At 47.4% G+C, this 17,713-nt stretch carries 12 protein-coding genes; 7 read left to right on the top strand and 5 right to left on the bottom strand.

Features of this window, described 5'->3' with window-relative positions; all coding sequences use genetic code 11:
• Nucleotides 1-268 precede the first annotated feature (268 nt).
• The 5 genes from HHL16_RS08380 to HHL16_RS08360 all read left to right on the top strand — a co-directional run bounded on the left by HHL16_RS08380 (nucleotide 269) and on the right by HHL16_RS08360 (nucleotide 8,061).
• Nucleotides 269-3,706, top strand: coding sequence for a SusC/RagA family TonB-linked outer membrane protein (locus HHL16_RS08380; protein ID WP_169424675.1), 3,438 nt, complete (start codon nucleotides 269-271; stop codon nucleotides 3,704-3,706).
• A gap of 30 nt (nucleotides 3,707-3,736) precedes the next feature.
• A complete protein-coding gene (locus HHL16_RS08375) occupies nucleotides 3,737-5,140 on the top strand; it encodes a RagB/SusD family nutrient uptake outer membrane protein (RefSeq protein ID WP_169424674.1) in 1,404 nt (467 codons plus the stop codon).
• Nucleotides 5,141-5,263: 123 nt separating this feature from the next.
• A complete protein-coding gene (locus HHL16_RS08370) occupies nucleotides 5,264-6,151 on the top strand; it encodes an ABC transporter ATP-binding protein (RefSeq protein WP_169424673.1) in 888 nt (295 codons plus the stop codon).
• 4 nt (nucleotides 6,152-6,155) lie between these two features.
• Nucleotides 6,156-6,824 carry a hypothetical protein gene (locus HHL16_RS08365; RefSeq protein WP_169424672.1) on the top strand — a complete coding sequence of 223 codons (669 nt, stop codon included), beginning with the start codon at nucleotides 6,156-6,158 and terminating at the stop codon, nucleotides 6,822-6,824.
• Nucleotide 6,825: 1 nt separating this feature from the next.
• Entirely contained in the window at nucleotides 6,826-8,061 is a 1,236-nt protein-coding gene (locus tag HHL16_RS08360) for a DUF4857 domain-containing protein (RefSeq protein ID WP_169424671.1), read from the top strand.
• Nucleotides 8,062-8,279: 218 nt separating this feature from the next.
• On the opposite strand, the gene HHL16_RS08355 is transcribed toward HHL16_RS08360, so the two are convergent.
• Nucleotides 8,280-8,612: a hypothetical protein gene (locus HHL16_RS08355; RefSeq protein WP_169424670.1), complete on the bottom strand. Its 333-nt coding sequence runs from the start codon at nucleotides 8,610-8,612 to the stop codon at nucleotides 8,280-8,282.
• Between the two features lie 238 nt (nucleotides 8,613-8,850).
• Between HHL16_RS08355 and dnaE the strand changes: the two genes are divergently transcribed.
• Nucleotides 8,851-11,832 carry a DNA polymerase III subunit alpha gene (dnaE, locus tag HHL16_RS08350; protein WP_169424669.1) on the top strand — a complete coding sequence of 994 codons (2,982 nt, stop codon included), beginning with the start codon at nucleotides 8,851-8,853 and terminating at the stop codon, nucleotides 11,830-11,832.
• A 9-nt stretch (nucleotides 11,833-11,841) separates the two neighbouring features.
• Nucleotides 11,842-13,032: a DNA polymerase IV gene (gene dinB / locus HHL16_RS08345; protein ID WP_169424668.1), complete on the top strand. Its 1,191-nt coding sequence runs from the start codon at nucleotides 11,842-11,844 to the stop codon at nucleotides 13,030-13,032.
• A 16-nt stretch (nucleotides 13,033-13,048) separates the two neighbouring features.
• Here dinB and HHL16_RS08340 read toward each other — a convergent pair whose 3' ends face one another.
• The 4 genes from HHL16_RS08340 to HHL16_RS08325 form a co-directional block, all read right to left on the bottom strand.
• Nucleotides 13,049-13,849 (bottom strand): SOS response-associated peptidase, encoded by an 801-nt coding sequence (locus HHL16_RS08340; protein ID WP_169424667.1) that lies wholly within the window; start codon nucleotides 13,847-13,849, stop codon nucleotides 13,049-13,051.
• A gap of 9 nt (nucleotides 13,850-13,858) precedes the next feature.
• Complete coding sequence (locus HHL16_RS08335) at nucleotides 13,859-14,098, bottom strand: hypothetical protein (protein ID WP_169424666.1); 240 nt, start codon at nucleotides 14,096-14,098, stop codon at nucleotides 13,859-13,861.
• Between the two features lie 105 nt (nucleotides 14,099-14,203).
• The gene (locus HHL16_RS08330) at nucleotides 14,204-16,303 is read right to left on the bottom strand and encodes a tetratricopeptide repeat protein (protein WP_169424665.1); all 2,100 of its coding nucleotides are present in this window, start codon (nucleotides 16,301-16,303) and stop codon (nucleotides 14,204-14,206) included.
• Between the two features lie 20 nt (nucleotides 16,304-16,323).
• Complete coding sequence (locus HHL16_RS08325) at nucleotides 16,324-17,616, bottom strand: OmpA family protein (protein WP_169424664.1); 1,293 nt, start codon at nucleotides 17,614-17,616, stop codon at nucleotides 16,324-16,326.
• Between the last annotated feature and the right edge of the window lie 97 nt (nucleotides 17,617-17,713).

Genomic DNA, 17,713 nt, shown 5'->3' with positions numbered 1-17,713 from the left:
AAAAATCAAGCCCATAAAAAAGCCCGGCAGCGATCAACTGTCGGGCGGTCGAAGACGACTGGTACTCGCCTCCGGCAATTCGGGCAACCATTTGACAAACCTGTTACAACTGCATTTGATTAACCCAAAACTAAACGAAGTTATGCATTTAACTTGTATGAATGCGGGCATGCCCCTGCATTCCATTCAATTACCTGGAGCGCCGCAGGCGTCTGGCACCCCAAACCCAACCAGCTGGCCCCCACGGATAAATCAAACACTGCGAATTATGAGGCTGGTAATGTTTTTTATGCTCGCCGGATTCTTACAGGTTTCCGCACGGGGAGTTGGTCAAACCATCACCATTTCGGTGAACAAAGCACCTATTGAAAAGGTGATGCGAAGCATCGAAGTGCAAACCGGTTTTACTTTCATCGTGTTCAGCAAAGACATCGAGAAAATGCCTCCGGTTACTCTGCAGCTGCAGAACGTTCCACTAAAAACCGCACTGGACCTTTGTTTCAGCAGAATCGACTTCACCTGGACCATCGACGAGAAGAACATCATCATCCAACCCAAACCCGCCCCTCTCCCTATAACCCTCTGGGAAGATCCAGCCACCATCTATCAGGGCATGATCTTCGACCCAAAAGGACAACCCATTCCCGGCGTTAATATCCAGATCAAAGGAAAGAACATAGGTGTTGTGAGCAATAATTCCGGATTGTTCTCCATCAACGCCAATGAAGGCGATGTACTGCTGATCAGCGCCGTAGGATTCGAAACGCAGGAGATAAAACTTACGCCTAAAGTAAACCTCGTAATTACCCTGAAAATAAAAACCAATGTGATGGACTCGGCCGTTGTTACCATCGTTAACACCGGTTACCAGACCATCGCCAAAGAACGCGCTACCGGCTCATTCGGTTTTGTAAGCAGCGCTACACTCGAAAAACAGATCGGTGTATCGGACATCACCGAAAAGTTCGCCACCATGCTGCCCAGCGTGCTCATGAATAACGGAACTCCGCTTGTTCGCGGCAAAAGCTCCATCAATGCAGCACAGAGCCCACTCGTAGTAATCGATGGCTTTGCTTCTGAGCTCGGATACGGTTCCATTAATCCGAATGACGTTGAAAGTATTACAGTGCTTCGCGATGCAGCCGCAGCCTCCATCTGGGGTGCGCGCGCTTCCAACGGAGTGATTGTGATCACCACCAAATCGGGCAAAAGACAAAACGGTCCTCCCACTTTCAACTTCACCTCATCGGTGAAATTCCAGCCCAGGCCCGATATCAGCGCACTCAGAATGCCTAATTCTGCGCAGGTGATCGATGCCGAACTCGAAACACTCGACAAAAACTGGTTCAACCTCAACAACCCTGAGAACAATCTCGGTTACTCCAAAGTGTACGAGATCTACGCAAAACAAAAAAAGGGGATCATCAATCAGGATGAAGCCAACAAACAATACGATCTGCTCAGAAAGAACAATGCTTTCGATCAGGATGATCTCTTCTTCCGCACAGGCATTTACTCTCAGTACAATCTTTCCATCGCAGGCGCTACCACTCAGAACCGGTACTACATTTCAATGAACTACCAGGATAACCAGAACAGCACCCGCGGCGATGACTTCAAACGCATGAACCTGCTGGTGAAGAACAGTTATCAGATTGTTCCCAAACTGCGCTTCGATGCAGACCTCAATCTGGCCTATTCCAAAGGAAACAGCAATGGCGTTTCAACAGATGGTTTCGTAAAACAAAGACCTTACGAAATGTTTGTGGATGCCAATGGAAATTACGTGCCGCAATATGGACCATACATTTCCATGGAAAGGAATCAGGAGTACATGGACAAAGGCTATCACGACTGGAACTTCAACCTCAAACGCGAAGCCGACAACTACGATAAAAGCTGGACAAGCTTTTCACCCCGCATCAATTTTGGACTTAGCTGGAATGTAGCCAAACCGCTTGTACTCGAAACAAAATTCCAGTTCGAAAGAAATGAATACCGGTTCGACGATTATCAGAATACCGAATTGTACGATACCCGGAGAAGCATCAATCAGCTCACCATCATCGAAGATGGAAAACTGAAATACCAGCTCCCCAACGGAACCGTTTACTACAAATCGAGCAGTCAGATTCAGAGCACATCATGGCGCAACCAGCTCAGATTCGATAAAGAATTCAACGGAACACTGCACCGCGTGAATTTCATCGCAGGTACAGAACTGGTAAGAACACTCAGCACCGGACAGAACGACCGCTTTTTCAACTACGACAAAAGCCGCCTCACTTATTCTTCTATCGATGCCGAGACCTTAGGAAAAGGAGTTACGGGATGGGACGGACAGATCTACTCACTGATGCCCATGTTCCAGCCCGTTAGAGAGGGCCAGACAAGACAATTCTCCATGTACGCCAATGGATCTTACACGTACAACGACAAATATGTTTTCTCATTCAGCGGCCGTATCGACAAATCGAATCTCTTCGGAGCAACCACCAACGATAAGATGACGCCGCTCTACAGCTTCGGCCTGGCCTGGAATGTAAGCCGCGAATCTTTCTTCGATGTTAACGCCATCAGCAACCTCCGTGTTCGTGCAACCACCGGCCTCAACGGAAACGTAGACAAAAGAACCAGCAAAGTACTCGTAGGAATTCCGCGCAACGACTGGTATACCGGAGAAGATTATCTCGAAATTCAGTATCCGGCCAACAATAAGCTTCGCTGGGAAAGCACACGCAGCACCAATCTCGGACTCGATCTCGGACTGCTCAACAATCGAATCAATATTTCTGCAGATTATTATGTAAGAAAGAGTTTCGACCTGCTGGGCTATGTACCTGCTGACCCTTCAGTTGGTTTTGCAACAGTATACAAGAACACAGCCGAAGTACGCAATACAGGTCTCGATCTGAGCATCAGCACCAACATCCTTACCAATTCCAAATTCAACTGGAGCAGCACACTCAACCTGAGTTACAATCAAAACAAAGTAACCAAAGTGTTCACTCCCTACGACAATGTAGACAACTGGCTCATCGGAGGAAAAGACAGAGAGGTTGAAGGAAAACCCATCGATTATTTATACAGTTACAAATGGGGAGGACTCGACAATACCGGCGAACCCACCATCTACAACGAAAAAGGCGAGAAGGTTCCACACAATACCGCTGAAACTCCTACACTCGGCTGGCTGGAATATTCAGGAACCACCATACCCAAGTTCTTTGGCTCTTTCCTCAATACTTTCTCCTACAAAGGTTTTTCACTCACTCCCATCTTCACCTTCCAGTTCGGAGCGAAGATGAGACTGCCGGTGACTTACCTGAGAGCAACCAGTCCGATTACAGAAGACATCGACAAAAGATGGCGTAAGCCCGGCGATGAGAACTTTACAGACATCCCTGCACTGTATGTAAACGCCAATGAACCTTACAAGAGAAGACAGGCATATGCCATGAGCAACAACAAAGTGGCCAGCGCAGATTTCATCAGACTGAGAACACTGAGCCTGATGTATCAGCTTCCTGCAAGATGGACCGGCAATATTTTCAAGAATGTTCAACTGGCCGCACAAGGCACCAATCTTTTCCTCTGGAACAACAACAGCATGAATATCGATCCCGAAGCAATCGACAGACGATATGGTGAGGTATGGTTTCCTGAAGCAAAAACATTCACGCTGGAGCTGAAACTCGACTTCTAACCGATTGGTGAATCCAAAACTGCGTTACAAATGAAAAAATTAACCACCATACTTATATCAGCCGCTCTCCTGAGCAGCTGCAACAAATTCATCGACATCGATGAAAAAGGGAAAGTGATCCCCACTACCGTAGACGACTACTACGATATCATCTCAGACAATTCGGCTTTCATGCTCAGCGCCACCAACGTGTTTTACATGAACGATGAAATACACGTACCCAAAGATGAGATCAACCGCATCTTCTTCGGAGCAAACATATTCGAGAACGGATACCTCTGGAAAGATTTCATCTATGTGAACACACAGGATAACGACCCCGACTGGAACAACTGGTACAAAGCCATCTACAAAGCCAATGTGGTACTGGACAATATCGACAAAGCAAAAGGCAGCGATCAGTCGCTTCGCAACAAAGCCAAAGGAGAAGCGCTGGCACAACGCGCCTACTGCTACTTTATGCTGGTGAATACTTATGCGAAGCACTACAATCCCGCCAGCGCCGACAAAGACCCCGGAGTGCCGCTGTATCTCGAAGCCGATATCAATGCCGCTAATGCAAGAGCATCGGTGAAAGCGGTATACGAGCAAATAGAAAAAGACCTCACTACTGCTGTTCCGCTGCTGCCGTCAACTGCCACCATCAATGCACATCCCAGCAAGGCAAGCACATACGGACAGCTTGCCAAAATGTATCTCTATCAGGGAAAGTACGAACAGGCAAGAGCCAATGCAACATCAGCACTCGATATCACCAGCTTTCTGTACGACTACAACGGCATCGACTTCATGCCCGGAATGCCGCAGTGGATGGGCACTACAGGCTTCGTGAACAGAATGCTCGACAACCGCGAAGTGCTGCTGCACAAGCAGGCCACCAATCCCCTGCTCTATTCCATCGCCACTTACATGACGGCCGAACACAAGGCACTGTACGAAAAAGGCGATCGCAGACTTTATCTCACAGTGATCGATCAGGCACCCTTCGGCGCCAATCTCTATGGTCCGAATATCTGGCCGAAAGAAAGACAGTACCGTTCAGGCATCGGCATTCCCGACATTCTGCTCATCCGTGCCGAAAGCCGTGCAAGGCTCAATGAAGCCAATGCAGCCATCGACGATCTGAACATGCTCCGTAAGAAGAGGATCAACACTGCCGATTATGCAGACATCCCTCACAACAAAACGCCCGACGAAGCATTGGTGCTGGCACTCAACGAACGCAGAAAAGAATGCTTCACCGAAGCATGGCGCCTGTTCGATCTCAAACGCCTGAATCTCGATCCGCGTTTCAAACACAATATCACCAGAACCTGGGGAACCGAAACCATTACGCTCACGCCCGAAAGCAACAACTATGTAGTGGCCATTCCTCAGCGTGTGTTGCAACTGAACAAACTGATAGAACAAAACCCCAGAGACAAGAGACAATAACACCAGACCCTATAGTGCGGCTCGCGGAGCCCGGCAACCCCGTTTATGCCGGCAGCTCCGCGCCTGCCCGCACATGCCATGGTGATTCATTCAATACGGGCCTCGCCCACATCATCAATTATTATGGACAATATTGTAGAATGCCGAAACCTTACCCACTACTATGGGAAGAAACTGGTGTATGAAAACCTCAGCTTCAATATCCGCCGGGGAAGCATCCTCGGATTATTGGGAAAGAACGGAGCAGGCAAAACCACCACCATCAACATCATCAATGGATTTCTTACGCCGCGAAGCGGAGAATGCATCATCCTCGGAGAGAATTCGCGCAGCCTCTCTCCTGCCGTGAAAGCCAAGATCGGATTTCTCATCGAAGGGCATATTCAGTATTCCTTCATGAACATCTATCAGATCGAAAAATTCTATTCGGGCTTCTATCCCAACTGGAAAAGAGATGCCTACTTCGACCTCATGTCTAAACTGAAAGTAACGCCTAAGCAAAAGATCAGCACCATGAGTTGCGGACAACGCTCGCAAGTAGCGCTGGGCCTCATTCTGGCGCAGGACCCCGAACTGCTGGTACTCGACGATTTCACGCTCGGTCTCGATCCCGGCTACCGCCGCCTCTTCATCGATTACCTGCGGGAGTATGCGAAATCGGAGAACAAAACCATTTTCACCACCTCACACATTATTCAGGATATGGAACGCCTGATCGACGATGTAATGGTGATGGACTATAACCGTGTACTGGCCTATATGCCGCTGGAGCAATTCATGAGCAGCTTCCGTCAGTACAATTTCGATACCACTGCCACCGATCTCAAATTCGGGAAGGATGGTCCGGTTGTAAATCACGAAAGAGTGAAGAACACCGTAGAGCTCTACTCATATGCAAAAGAAGAAGAAGTTCGAAGCTACCTCGATGCACAGGGTATTCCCTATCAGAATTTCAGACCTATGCAGATGAGCCTCGAAGACGCATTTATTGGTTTAACCGGAAAATATTAAAAACATGCTGCGATCAATTTTTTATAAAGAATGGATTAAGATCGGAAGGATAGCCATACTCCTTACCGCCGTTGGCCTGCTGCTGATTGCAGGCATCTACCTCACCGTACGTCACGATCTGCTGCTGAAAGATGCAGAGCTGTACTGGTACGATATCGTTTATCAGAAGATGATCTATTTCAACATCTTCAAATTCATGCCGCTTGTAGCCGGATTACTGATCGGGCTTGCACAATTTGTACCTGAAACCGTAGAAAAACGAATCAAACTCTCTCTGCATCTCCCCATCAATGAAGAAGAAGTGGTACTGAAGATGCTCGGCATCGGAACAACAGTTGTGCTCACTTCATTTCTGCTGCTCTTTGGAGCGATCTATATGTGGGGCCTCGTGTACTTTCCTGTAGAGCTGATGCAGAAAACAGCTGTAACCGTGCTGCCATGGCTCTTTTCCGGACTGGCCACTTACTTCCTCGCCTCATTTGTGGTGCTGGAACCAATCTGGAAATACCGCATACTCTACATCCTCACCGGTGGCGCATTCATTACATTATTCTACAAGAGCAATGCAGCCGGCGCGTATCAGCCCATTCTGCTGCCCCTGTTGCTCTGCGTAATAATGGCCAGTATTTCATCACTGTTTTCTATTTACCGATTCAGAAAAGGAGAAATGTAATATGATACCCAAATTAAGCCGCTACCTGCTGGTAGCACTCACAATAATCACACTCAGCTACGTGCTGCCAAATATCTATCACACTTTGTTCGATACAAGAATTGATACCCCGTATATCGCTTACAGCACCAGCGAAGGCGAATACTACACTTACGGACAACGCGATGGTAAAACAGTTTTCACAGACAGAAAAGGGAAAGTATACACACAGCAGGAGTTCATGGACAAAACACCCCTCGAAAACTTCTACTATCATTTATCCAAAGGCACATTCCCCGATAGTTTCGCCGGAGTAAAACTGATACCGCAACAATTGCAGCAGGAATCTTTCTTTCAGAGCGTAGAGCCGGAAAGACTGGATATCCCGGATTACAAGCTCAATGCACTGTTTGAATCACAACCCGAATTCGGCCTCACTTTTTCAAAGGATTATTTCCGCATCACGCACCGCATCGAATTCATCGATGCAAAAACTAATCAGCTGAATCAGGAGAAAAGCAAACAGTTCACTGCAGCGCTCGATGCCGAAGGATTCAGCTATCCCGCAACCATTCAGGCCGGATTGCCTACCCTCATGAAGAAACGCGACGAAGGCTGGTTTATCGTAGACAGCAAAGAACAGTTCTTCCATCTCAAAATGATCAAAGGCGCTCCCTTTGTAAGAAAAGTACCGGTTCCTGCCGGACTGCATTTCAAATATGTACTGGCCAACGATTTTGATGCAGATGAATTCTATGCAACCATTGTTACCACAGACAATCAGTTGCTGATTCTCAGGAAAAAAGATTACAGCTTCATCAAAATACCGATCGAAGGATACAACGCCGCCAACATGAAACTGGCCATCCAGGGAAGCATGTTCAACCGTACCGTGATCGTAAACGCAGAGAAAGGATTGCAGCTGTTCACTTTCAACAGAGACTACAAACTGATCGATAAACACAATCATCCGCTGCCACTGAAATCAGAAATGACCATCGGAAAAGTTGCCGCAGCCATGTTCCCTTTTCAGCTCGAAATCGCATCGCCTTACACAGAATTTCTGCGCATGCATTTCGACGCAAGCAATACATGGGCATGGATACTGCTGAATCTTTTATTTGTTGTACTCACAGTTGTGCTCATGCGCAGAGAAGGAAAGAAAATTTCCAGAGGCATCCCCGATCTGCTGATCGTAGCACTTACGGGCATCTTCGGATTCCTCGCCGTGCACATCATACCCAACAAACAATACTAACGATTGCTCAACCGGTTTTAGGTTTTAGTTCTGATGTAGCCAACCGTGCATTCCGGCCCTGCCTGTGAATGCACGGTTATTTTTTTAAATAAAAAAAGAGCCATCGCTGAGATGATGGCTCTTTAAAAATGATCAGTGCTTTTGCCGGTTCCCCCGGTATTGGATTTTAAGAATGGATAAGGGTAATGCTGCAATGATATATAGCATCGCCCGAAGGCTTACTGGGTTTTTCCTGATTTGCTTCTCTTTTGCTCCGTGTACTGATTGTAAGCCAGTTCAAGGATCGCCTTTTCATCCAATGAAAACAGTTTGCTCAGCATGAATAATTCCTGCAGCGTAAAACGCTCTATGTGATTCATCAATGTTGTGAAGCGCACATTCTGAGTTCCGAGATCCGCTGCAACAATACTCTTAGGGATAATCGAAAACAGTTGGTTGAATGTATTAATATCACCTTGTTCAACCATTCTTTTCGCGGCAATATATCTTGGATCGTCCACCATAATCAAAAAAAAAACTTTCATTTGAATGTTACCTGTTATCGCCTGCACTAGTTCTTTTAAAAAGTAATTAATCCACCTTTTTTGAACCGACCCCGTTCTTATATTTTTCTCCTCTCAAAACTTGCTCTTTCCAAAACCCTCATCACACTTCACTTTCAGGGGCATTTTTTAACTACTTCCATTTTTTCTGTGCCTGCTTCCAAAACAAAAATACTAATTTCCTTAGTATTCATCATGCTAAAATTATTAGCAGATGTTGTAGGTTTGAAAAAGAAAATAGCCCCGGATGTATTTGAATTGCAAAACATATTTCAGCTTCCATTATGGTACTTACAGCACGGCAGATTTAGTGAAGGCAGGCGCTGACATGGGAGCTACAGCATTGGCACTCACCAATATAAATAACACCTGTGATGCCTGGGAATTTGTTTCCCATTGCAAAGAATCGGGTATCAAACCTATCCTTGGTGCGGAAGTCCGCAATGGCAACAGGTTGATGTATATCTTACTGGCTGCCAACAACAACGGACTCACCTGGATCAATGCGTTCCTGTCCGGCCACCTTTCAACCAATAAGCCTTTTCCCGAAAAGGCCGGACAGGAGCCATTTTTCCGGGATCTGTGGGATGGCTACGTGATCTATCCATTGGGTAACAAGGCAGTAGAAGAACTGCTGCCGAATGAACTGATCGGCGTTCAACCCGAAGAGGTCAATAAACTCTTCGGAATGGGCAATCAGTACAAAGAAAAATTTATCATTCGTCAACCCGTAACGGTACAAAATAAGAAGTACCACAACGTACACCGCCTGTTGCGGGCCGTTGACAAAAACGTAATTCTCTCGAAACTCGAATCAGAAGCTATCTGTGCAACCACAGAACAGTTTGTTCATCCGTCCAAACTGTTCGAAGCATTCATGCAATACCCGTTCATTGTTACCAATACTTTCCGCCTCATCGATATGTGCAATATTGAAATGGAGTTTGGCAAAGACAAGAACAAGAAATTTTTTACCGCCAGTAAAAAAGACGATGTGCAGTTGTTGCGAAAGCTGGCCTACGACGGTTATCGCATCCGTTATGGCAACAACACCAAAGCCCTCGACCGCGTAAACAAGGAATTGCAGGTGATAGAAGAGCTCGGCTTCACCGCGTATTTTCTCATCACCTGGGATTTCCTGCGCTACGCTTTCAGCCGCGGTTTCTTTCACGTGGGTCGCGGCAGCGGCGCCAATTCAATCGTAGCCTATTGCCTCAAGATTACGGATGTGGACCCGCTCGAACTGAATCTGTTCTTCGAACGGTTCCTCAATTCGGAACGCACGTCCCCACCCGATTTCGACATCGATTTCAGCTGGCTCGACCGCGATGAGATCATCGACTACATCTTCAAAAGATACGGCGAACAACACGTAGCGCTGATGGGCTGTTACGTAACATTCCAATACAATTCCGTGATACGCGAGCTGGGCAAAGTGTTTGGCCTGCCTGCCAAGGAGATCGATGAACTCGGCACCCGCACCGGCTATTATGGAGAAAGCCGCAAAGAGAAATTCAATGTGCCGCAGAGCGATCAGTATCATTCACTGATTATGCAGTACGGCAAACTGCTCAATAATTTTCCGAGCCATCTCAGCATCCATGCCGGAGGCATGCTCATCAGCGAACAACCGATACATGCTTACACGGCCACCTGGATGCCGCCCAAAGGTTTTGCCACCACACAAATTGATATGCATCTCGCAGAAGATGTAGGTCTCTACAAATTCGACGTGCTGTCGCAGCGCGGCCTTGGGCATATCAAAGAGACAGTGCGGCTGGTAAAAGAGAACCGGAATATCAGCATCCAGATAGACGAAGTGGAGAAGTTCAAGAACGATCCCAAAGTGCAGGATCAGTTGCAGAACGTAAACACCATCGGATGTTTTTATGTGGAGAGCCCCGCCATGCGGCAGCTGCTCAACAAACTCAAATGCCGCGATTATCTCACACTGGTATCGGCCAGCAGCATCATCAGGCCGGGCGTTGCCAGCAGTGGCATGATGCGCGAATACATAAACAGATATCATCATCCAGACACCGTTCAGCATCTCCATCCAGTGATGGGCGAACTGCTGAAAGACACATTCGGTGTAATGGTATTTCAGGAAGATGTGATTAAGGTGGCGCACTTTTTTGGTGGACTGTCCATGGGCGAGGCTGATGTATTGCGGAGGGCCATGAGTGGCAAATACCGCAGCCATAACCGCTTCGCCGAAATGAAGGAAAAGTTCACACGCAGCTGCAGGGAAAAAGGATATCCGGATGCGCTGAGTGCAGAGGTTTGGCGTCAGATGGAATCCTTTGCCGGGTACAGCTTCTGTAAAGCACACTCCGCCAGTTTCGCTGTCGAGAGCTTCCAGGATTTATACCTGAAGACGTATTATCCTATGGAGTTCATGGTAGGTGTGCTGAATAACTTCGGGGGATTTTATTCGCAGGAGCTCTATTTTCTGGAGTTGCGGAAAACTGGCGCCACCATCCATCTTCCCTGTGTTAACAACAGTGATTATCTCACCAATATTCACGGTACCGATGTGCATGTGGGATTTGTTCATCTCAAAGGACTCGAACGGCAAATGATCGAAACCATTCTGCTGGAACGCTCACTGCATGGGCCTTTCGAGCACCTGCAGGATTTCATCGAACGAACCCGCATCGGCGCAGAACAACTGAATATACTGGTGAGAGCAGGCGCACTGCGCTTTACCGGAAAGAATAAAAAAAGATTGCTGTGGGAATCTAATTTCCTGCAGAAGAAAAATACAGAACCGCATATTGGTCACCGTTTGTTCCAGGAACCACCGATGCAGTTTCAGTTGCCTGAGCTGTGCGACAATCCTCTGGACGACCTTCATGATGAAATAGAGCTGCTGGGCTTCCCGCTGCGTAATCCTTTCGATCTGGTAGAGCGGGATGAGTCCACCCTGCTCGCCGGAGATCTTCCGAATTACCTGGGCAAACCGGTGACCATGCAGCTCTATTTCATAGACTACAAAGCCGTACCAACTAAAAATAAAGACCTGATGAGCTTCGGCACATTCATCGATGCCAATCTCAATTGGGTAGATACTGTTCATTTTCCGGATTCACTCCGAAGGCACCCTCTGAAAGGAAAAGGTTTTTATCGTATCCGTGGAAAAGTAGTACAGGACTTCGGCGTGTACAGCGTAGAAGTTGATCACATGCAGAAGACCGGTTATAAAGAAAGACAATACGCAAACCTTTAAGCCTATGTTATGTTACTCAACAATGAGAGGCATATTGCCCATCTCGACCTCGACGCATTTTTTGTATCTGTAGAGTGTTTGAAAAATAGCTCCCTGAAAGGAAAACCTTTGATCGTAGGTGGCAGCAGTGACAGAGGTGTTGTAGCCGCTTGCAGCTATGAAGCCCGTGCCTTCGGCATTCACTCAGCCATGCCGATGAAACTGGCCAAAAGGCTCTGTCCACATGCGATCATCCTTCAGGGAGACATGGAATCTTACAGCAAATATTCACGACTCGTTACCGATGTTATCCGCGATACCGTTCCACTCTTCGAAAAAGCCTCCGTAGACGAATTCTATGTAGACCTAACGGGAATGGACAAATATTTCGGCTGCAATCAGTTCACCACCGAGCTGCGGCAGAAAGTGATCCGCGAAAGCGGACTGCCCGTTTCCTACGCGCTGGCCAGCAACAAACTGATCAGCAAAGTGGCCACCAACGAAGTAAAACCAAACGGGCAGATCGAGATTCCATTCGGCACCGAAAAATCTTATCTCGCTCCATTGAACGTTGCCAAGATACCGGGAGTAGGAAAAGAAACGGCCTTCCTGCTGATGCGCATGGGCGTGGAAACAGTGAAAGTGCTCAGTGAAATTCCGATGGACATGATGCGCAACCTTCTCGGAAAAAGCGGTATCGATATCTGGCGAAAAGCCAATGGCATCGACGAAACACCCGTGATCCCCTATCACGAGCAGAAATCGATCTCCACGGAAAACACTTTTCAGCAGGATACCATCGATGTGGAATTCCTTCACTCTACTCTCGTACGCATGACGGAGAAGATCGCCTTCCAGATGCGCGAACAAAACAAACTGGCAGGATGTGTAACGGTGAAATTGCGCTACTCCAATTTCGACACGGTCACCAAACAACTCACCATTCCTTACACGGCAGCCGATCATATTCTGCTGAAAACCGCGAAGGAGTTGTTCGATAAATTATATGAAAGGAGGATGCTGGTGCGATTGATCGGCATTCGGTTCACGCACCTGGTACCGGGAAACTATCAGATCAATCTGTTTGAAGATACACAGGAGATGATAAAGCTCTACCAGAGTATCGATCACATCAAACACAGATTCGGCGAGGGTTTGCTGGTACGCGCAAAAGGATTGGAAACATTGCAGGGGCGCAATCAGCATCGTCCCGGCCGATAAACAGATACGCTATCGATCAGTTCTCAACAGGAGTCAGTTCCGCATACTCAAACGGTGCAGCAGGTTCCGGCATCGCTCTGAAATCTTTGGCGATAGTATGCGCCGACATTTGCTCCGTTGGGAACTGTGAAGTAGCGATGCGCGTGATCTCTTCTTCACTCAGGTCTTTGAACAGCCAGTCCCATGCAAGATCTTCGCTCAGTATCACCGGCATGCGCATTTTTGAATTGTGGATCTGCTGCATCAGTTTATTCGCAGCAGTGGTAACGATGGCGAAGGTTTCGATCACTTCACCGGTCTCTTTGTCTGTCCATGGTTGCCAGATGCCCGCCATGAAAAAAACCTCTTTTCCGGTTACCGAAATATGATAGGGATATTTTACAGCAGTCTTCAATGGCTTGCCTTGTTTGCCCATGGGATGCACATGCCTCCATTCGTAGAAACCAGAACTGAGCACAAGGCAGCGACGATGCAGTGCAGCATCGCGATACATTTTTCCGGGCAGTAACATTTCTTCACCAACAGCATTGAGGGTGGTGATGGGAGGATGGAATTTCCCGTTCGCATCTTTGTAACCATTCCGGAACTTATCTACCGCTTCGCGATTTTTCAGATAAGGCGGGATGAAGCCCCACTCCATCTGTGTTACCTCAAAATCTACTTTTCCCGCAACGGCCTTGATCACCGGCGCATCACTGTAATCGAAACCGATCAGCAATGGTCTGTTGAGGAAATCGAGTTGTGCAATGGCCTTCTCCAGTTGCTTCAACCGGATAAATTCTGAGTGGGTTACTTTAACTCCATTATAGTAGCACATAGGATTCAATTATGGTTTAATCTGTTCTTCGATCAGACTGCCGATGGCGGCAGCGAGATCGGGTTTACCTTCAGGAACAGAGGTCCAGAAGAAATGGCCTTCCGCATCCTTTGCCCTTGTAACGACGAACACGCCTGGTTTCTGCTCATTGGTGATCTTGTACAGCACACTCTTTCCTATGCGGAGTGTTTCCACTTTCAGCGTATGCTGCTGATAAACAATTTCAAAAGGTGCGTCCTGCGTTTCCATCTGCTGTTTTGTAAAAACGGGTATCCTGAATACGTGTGAATTTACGAAAAAAGCGACTGAGTTGCCCCAGTCGCTTCGCTGTGTAAACGTCTCAAGTAAAAACAGCTATTTAAACCATCCCATGGATTTGGCTATTTTGTTCAACGTGCCATCGTTGAAGTTCCAGCCGGAGCTCACTCCCAGCGTGTATCCGAATTCACCTTCTGCTTTTATTTCTTTTTCGAGATATTCTTTTCCGATGCCACCGGGCATCTCAATCTTGGCTTCTCCTTTGATAGAACCTTCGGCTTTGAGGGCCAGCCCTGCGTCGATGATCTTATCATCTTTATCCCAAACGATGTAGAAAGATTGTGAAGCGCTGCCGCTGATCTCTCCCGAAAATATCTCCCATTGCTTCGATGCCTGAAACTGAAGTCCGGCCCCAATGCTCATGGTGGATTGTTTGGTTTTGAAATTTTTCTCCATCGTGAATACCAGTCCTTCCCCTGCTGTGAATACGAACTTCTCACAGTTGAGAGAAAGTTTGCCGATGATGAAAGGCACGCTGATATCGATCGGGCAATCCATTTCTTTGGTGTTGTCCGATTCTTCTTTCGGGCTTGTCTCGAAAGATTTATCGTCGCATCGTTGACCGGCACATACAAACGGATCGTAAGCCAGCACTTTCAGATCATTGAGATAGCGGGATGCAGCACTGTAGAATGCAGCACGGGCGCTATGTTCATTGAATCCTGCCAGATAGCCGTAGTAACCGAAATTGTTCAGCTGCCAGCGAATGAAACGCAGGCGTTCATTCTGGATATCTACCTTAGCAGCAGAGATCGACTGTTGCGCTACGTTGCCAAGTTGAACATGCGCCTCACATTCTTCTTTCGCCAGTTTTTGCAATGCTGCACAGTCTGCACCACGACCTTCGCCACAATCGTACTGTTTTCTTTTCTCAGCATAATCGTCGCTGATCTTTTGCTGATCGGCTTTGTATTTTCTGATGAGTCGTTGATAGGTAGAATCCAGTTTCATCATTTGTCTGTCGTGCTCCGGGCCCATCTTTGCCTGCAGCTGCATGCTCATATCAGTGATCTTGCGCATTGCTGCGAGATTGATGGGACTCCCCATCGTTGGCGGAGAAGTTAATGGCACGCCGGATTCCAGCGCTTCCCTCATTTTCTTCATCAGCTTCTCCGAATCTTTCTCTATGATGGCATTCCCTTGTTGTTCTTCATGGCGTGCAGCTTCGGAATAGGCCACCTGCATCTTCTCCACGAAATTCACAAAGTCTTCGTGCTCCTGTTTAATGAAAGGCGCATCAGCAGGGCCTGTACACTGTTTCGGCAGTTTGTATTTGAATTCATTGAAATAAGGAAGATCAACAGGTGCGCGAAGCGCGGGAAGTTTCTGGTAGTAAGAATCGCCGGTGAGTTCACGCAATCCTTCCAATGCTTCGGGATGATGCGCTCCTTTCAATGCCTCCTGAAAATAACGAATCGCTTCAGCATTGTGGCCCCGCTGCTTTTCGATTTGTCCGGCAGTGTTATTGGCCTCCGGATGCTGCGGAGATTTTTTGAGGCAGCGGGTGAAGTATTTCATCGCGGTATCCAGCTCACCTGCTCCCGCATATGCCTGACCGATATTGTTCAGCACCATCGCACTCTCCGGATAGCGCTGCACCAGTGTGCGCAGCACAGGCAGTGAATGTCGCGGCGCGCCGCCAATATTGAGCAGAGCGCTCACATTGTTGAGCAGCAATCCATCTTCCGGTTTTTTAGCTCCGGCCTGCAACATCAGCAACAGCCCTTCGGATTTTGCACCATTGTACCAGGCAGCAATGCCTGCAATGCCCATCTTGTCTGCATTTCCGTTCAGTTCGGCACTGGCTTTCTGTGCAGCCTCCACTGCCCCGATTGGCAGTTTTGTTTTGTATGCCGTGTATAATTTTTGCAGATACCCACTGAGTCCATTATTGTTCATGGGGGTGGGAGAAAGATTTGCAAAGAGCGCATTGTCTTTTGCAGGAAACCTTTTTGGACGATTCTCTTCTTCGATCTCTTCGGCCATCGCCTGTTTGAAGCGCGGGTCCCTCCTTGCTTTATCGGCCATTTTCTCAGCTTTTCGGATCAGTTCTTCCAACTGCTTCTCCGACATTTCCTCCTGAGCAAAAGCGCTGCCCGAAAGCAGCGCCAGCATTAATATCCAAATGTATTTCATGATGCTATACGTAATCCTGATCAAATTTTTATGAATTCAACACGACGGTTCTGTGCCTGTCCTTCTTTTGTTTTGTTATCGGCAACAGGTTGAGTTTCTCCTTTGCCTTCGGTTTGAATACGGGCTTCTTCTATCTTAAAATCCTTTACCAGCGCATCTTTGATGGCGGCAGCACGTTTTTTGGAGAGTTCGAGATTGGCGGCATCATCGCCGTCGCTGCTGGTATGTCCAACGATCTTGATTTTCAGATCGGCGTTTTCTTTCAGCACGTTGCCTATCTCTTTCAACACGCTGAACGACTCTGGTTTGATTCCCGCACTGTTGAGATCGAAGAGGATGCCCGTGGTGGAGAATTTTCCTTCTTCCAATAATTTATGGCGCGTATCGGGAAGGCCGGTGGCTACTTTCAGGTTAGACACATACAGTCCGAAATTGCTTTCGTTGTAGAACACATAATCAGCCACAGCGAAGAAAAGATTGTTGAGAGGGTTGCCGCTGGTGATCACAGCATCGGGCATATCGAATACTTTTTGTCCGTTGACCCAGAAACGCAACCTTGTTTTTTGCACCTGAATGGCGTAGTGAGCAGGTTTGTAGAACGTTCCGCTGAAGGCAGCGAATGTCTGCGGTTCGGAACTAAAACCGGCGCCACCGCTCGCACGGCTGCTGAGCTCCATCTTGGAGATGGCGTCTACATTGGGTTTGGCGCTGATCTCCAATCTGTTTCTTCCCACCCATTCAGATTCTACGAAGAGCGATTTATCAGTAGCTTTCTTATTTCCGCTGGAGAACATGCCAAATTGAAACGAAGGGAAAAATCTGGTTCCTTTGGGGGTAGAGCCATCAACAATGAGATCGAATTCGATGGTATAGTTTTCTCCGAAAGCCTTGCTGTTGCCGGTGAGGTAGGTTGTTCCGGGGAAAAGCCTCAGCCATTTTCCCGATTGATTTTCGAGGGTAACCAGTTCTCCTTTTCCGCGTGTATTCCAGCCCAGTGGCAGTTCTCCGTCGTTATCCTTTGCGAAATCATCCGCGAACATCACTTTTTCTCCGGGAATGAAATCGTATTTCGAGTAGGCGGCAATAGGGCTTCTGGAAGCGCCACCCTGTTGTTTTTCTTCAGATTTGCCGGATTCTTCCTCTTTGGTTTTTTCCTTATTTTCAGATGGATCCAGCGCTTTATCTATTTCTTTATCTGCTTTATTTTCCAGTTTTTGCTTAACCTTGTCCTTCGCTCTGTTCAGTAAAGATTTCAACTGAGCCTCCGCAACAACCGGTGCGACGAACATGCATAAAATGACGAACTTTTTCATAACTAGGATTTACGGAGGCAAAACTACATTGGTCGACCATGCTACTCAATCGCATAAACATGCTAATGAATAGTTGAATTAATTGAACAGATTGCAT

This window comes from Pseudoflavitalea sp. G-6-1-2, assembly GCF_012927185.1.
Taxonomy (GTDB): domain Bacteria; phylum Bacteroidota; class Bacteroidia; order Chitinophagales; family Chitinophagaceae; genus Pseudobacter.
The sequence above is the reverse complement of the archived record's forward strand: the minus strand, read 5'-3'. Positions and strand labels throughout refer to the sequence as shown.

What these genes read in the sequence shown, in the direction of transcription:
- HHL16_RS08365 (WP_169424672.1), top strand. Translation starts at nt 6,156, where the DNA reads ATGCTGCGATCAATTTTTTATAAAGAATGGATTAAGATCGGAAGGATA.
- HHL16_RS08380 (WP_169424675.1), top strand. Translation starts at nt 269, where the DNA reads ATGAGGCTGGTAATGTTTTTTATGCTCGCCGGATTCTTACAGGTTTCC.
- HHL16_RS08330 (WP_169424665.1), bottom strand. Translation starts at nt 16,303, where the DNA reads ATGAAATACATTTGGATATTAATGCTGGCGCTGCTTTCGGGCAGCGCT.
- HHL16_RS08325 (WP_169424664.1), bottom strand. Translation starts at nt 17,616, where the DNA reads ATGAAAAAGTTCGTCATTTTATGCATGTTCGTCGCACCGGTTGTTGCG.
- HHL16_RS08360 (WP_169424671.1), top strand. Translation starts at nt 6,826, where the DNA reads ATGATACCCAAATTAAGCCGCTACCTGCTGGTAGCACTCACAATAATC.
- dnaE (WP_169424669.1), top strand. Translation starts at nt 8,851, where the DNA reads ATGTATTTGAATTGCAAAACATATTTCAGCTTCCATTATGGTACTTAC.
- HHL16_RS08375 (WP_169424674.1), top strand. Translation starts at nt 3,737, where the DNA reads ATGAAAAAATTAACCACCATACTTATATCAGCCGCTCTCCTGAGCAGC.
- dinB (WP_169424668.1), top strand. Translation starts at nt 11,842, where the DNA reads ATGTTACTCAACAATGAGAGGCATATTGCCCATCTCGACCTCGACGCA.
- HHL16_RS08370 (WP_169424673.1), top strand. Translation starts at nt 5,264, where the DNA reads ATGGACAATATTGTAGAATGCCGAAACCTTACCCACTACTATGGGAAG.
- HHL16_RS08335 (WP_169424666.1), bottom strand. Translation starts at nt 14,098, where the DNA reads ATGGAAACGCAGGACGCACCTTTTGAAATTGTTTATCAGCAGCATACG.
- HHL16_RS08340 (WP_169424667.1), bottom strand. Translation starts at nt 13,849, where the DNA reads ATGTGCTACTATAATGGAGTTAAAGTAACCCACTCAGAATTTATCCGG.